Origin of the sequence: Pseudomonas sp. GXM4 (assembly GCF_008923895.1) — a bacterium.
GTDB classification, from domain to species: Bacteria; Pseudomonadota; Gammaproteobacteria; order Pseudomonadales; family Pseudomonadaceae; genus Aquipseudomonas; species Aquipseudomonas atacamensis.
On the sequence record NZ_WBRZ01000421.1, the window covers coordinates 1 to 3,082 of the forward strand.

The following is a 3,082-nucleotide window of genomic DNA, read 5'->3' on the forward strand; positions in this document are numbered from 1 at the left end:
TGACGGACACTTGCGAACTCTGATCCTTGAACTTCTGACGGGGTCACAAGCAATTACGAACTTGCGAAGCGAGCTAAGCCAGCTTATTTCAAATAGTGACGAAGGTGAAGGCGCCCGCCTATTGGCGGCCACATGCTTACTCGAATTAAAAGATTATGACTATCAAATGGATTTGGCGGCTCTAATTGCCGAAGCAAGCTACACTTCGCTTAAGATAGCAGCAGATATAATCACAGCTATCGGGCCAGAAAAATTTGATCGAGCTTATCTAGCTGATGCTTTTCGTGCTTGCGCAAAACTTTACCCTAACCAGCGAAACCCTTATGAGAAAACAGTAGGTGCACGTTTCTTCATGAAGCGTCTGGTCGCCGAATTCAACCTCGATCTTATCGAGTGGCTGCTTGATGAATTGACCAGCAAACTTATCTGTACGTGTCAGAAAAAATACTACCAATGTGATTGTCGCTTTGGCATCAGCAGAATTATAGGTTTGATGTTGGATCGTTATTTCGAATTGGCGATAGCTCCCTTCGAACCAGAACGTATTTGGCAGTGGATGAAAGGCCTAACTTTTCACGAGCAGAGATCGCCTAATCAAAGTAAATCGATCCAAGTATTTCAAAACAACGATGCGCTGCGCCAAGGAGTCATGGCCTGCGCTTTCGGAAATCTTAATAATAGCGACGAGATTTTTGAAACAAGGATAGGCAGATTTGAGCTTCATTCCCATTCTGGCCTTCGCTTTCAGACTCCCGATTACAAGTACATGGTTGATTTTGCATTTGAGAATGACAACCCTGCCTTGTGGGCAGATCACATCGCGATGCATCGATACCATCAGAACGATTCTGAAAAAGGACCTAATAGCTTACGGCATCATATGCGTGAGCAGGCTTTGAAAAAACCGTCATTGATGCGTGAGTGGTACAAGTTCAACAGATCTAATAAACAATCTGAGCGAGCCAATCAAAAGCTCATGTCAAAGCACACTCGAAGGATGAAGCGCCTTGAGCGACAACGAGGTGGCATCCATCAGGCCAACATCCTGTATTTCCAAGCGAACCGGGATCTTATCGAAAGCGGCCGTGACTGGAAGTGTTTAGTTCGTTTCGCTGAATTGGCGCTTATGAGTCCAGACAAGATTGAGGTCAAGGTAGGCGATGAAGCGCTCGTTCGTAACGCGCTTAGAAACTGCCTCGACTTTATTACCCCGCAGATCCCGGACCTCTCCAAACTCGCAGAACTACAATGCGCATCCCAGCATCTCACATCTGAGACGGTTCTTTTTGCAGCTTGCATGGAGGTCATGCGTACTGTCGGCAGCTTGAAAAATATCGATCTGCGGCTTTTGCGTGCGTTACGGACTAACATTGACATGGGCTACAACGCTGTCACTAGTGAAGAACGGGACTCGTTAAAGACAGAAGTTAACCGCCTAATTTTCGCGGAAGATGGGAGTGCAGAAGATTTTCTCCGTGAGTACGTTGAACCACAGTTGGCACAACCGGATTGCCTTCACCCCGAAATTTGGTTACTACGCGGTGACGAAGTATTCAAACATTTGCGTGCATCGCTTTCAATTGAATGGCTCAGACGTTTTCCTGAGTTATCTTTAGAACCGCTAGATACGCTTTTTGAGATTGCTACTGAATCTGGTGATCGCGAGGCCCTGCAACAGATAATCGCAGAGCGTTGCGCACACTTTATTTCAGAATGGCCCAGCCCAACCAGCGATGAAAGCCTAGAAAAAAAGCGTATTTTTTGGTTCGTGCGATCGTTCTACTTTATAGAAGAAACCCCTCAGGCATACTGGATTTGGCTCGCGAGCGATAAGGAAATGATATTTGAACTTTACGAGCGAACTGGGCGTTCTAGTTACAGTAATCATCCATTCTGGCCCAAACTCACATCAATAAAAGTTGAGTGCATTTTAAATGCATTTATTGATAAGTGGCCTAAAGTTGAACTCCCTCCCCATTGGGGGTCAGGATACCCCAATGGAGAAAACGCATATCGTTTTCTGACTGAGGTAGTCTGGTTAATCAATTTAGATGACTCTGATGACGCTGACCTTGTCCTTGATCGCCTCCTTTTTGATAATCGCTTTAAAGATATGTTCAACGATCTGAAGAGCATACGGACCGGTAAAATCAGGCAGAATGCGTTGCGAGACTTCGAACCGCCGACACCAGAGGAAATAGTCAATCGTCTCGATCGCGACATGGTGGTAAACGTTGAAGGCCTTCGTCAACTCGTCCTCCAAGAGCTCCAAGACTTTCAGAAAGCCATAGATGGTGGAGAATTCGACTCCGCAAGTCGTTTTTACGAGAAAGGTGATCGACTTGGTGAGGTGCCCGCGACTTTAATCATTGCAGAGCGTCTCAATATTAGACTTGAGTCGCAGGGCATTTCGATCACACCTGAGCATCAACTGAAAAGTGCGAACCGCAGCGATTTCACTGCGACCAAGTTGATAGGTGGCAAGAGAAGGCTGCTTGTGACAGAAGTAAAAGGGCAGTGGCACAAGGACCTATACACGGCCGCATCCGCGCAACTCTATGATCGCTACTCCATCCACCCAGATGCAGAACAGCAGGGCATTTATCTTGCGATCTGGTTCGGCCCTGGTGAAAAGGTCGCAGGCCTCAAAAATACGATTATAAAGACTGCCCAAGAACTGAAAGAGAGTATTCAGCGGACGCTACCACCAGAACTAGCTGGGCTGATCGATGTTTTCGTTTTGGATGTTTCGAAGCCCTAAACCGGCGCCTAAAACATAGGAGCGACGGTTATACACAACAAGCCTAGCAGGCTCACAACCCCGTGCTCCCCGCAACCGCTCAAGGTTGCGCGGGGCATCAGCGGTAAATGCTTTATAAACAAGCAAGCCGCCATACGCGCACGTAGTTTCCGCCACATCATCAGCAATCCCCGCAGTCCACCCTTTAAATCCGATTAAAAGCCCAAACCGACCTTCAAGCCCAAGCTCTGCGAATCTCCCCAACGCAGCGCTAAACCATGAACCCCCTCCACATCTTCAAACCCGGCCTCCACACCGCCTCCTGCGGCACCACCCTAAACT

1 protein-coding gene is annotated in these 3,082 nt (G+C 47.5%); it reads left to right on the forward strand.

Translation table 11 applies throughout. The features are described from left to right. The coding region (locus F8N49_RS26860; protein WP_218574930.1) for a hypothetical protein at positions 1–2,761 on the forward strand (2,761 nt) is incomplete at its 5' end. Positions 2,762–3,082 lie beyond the last annotated feature (321 nt).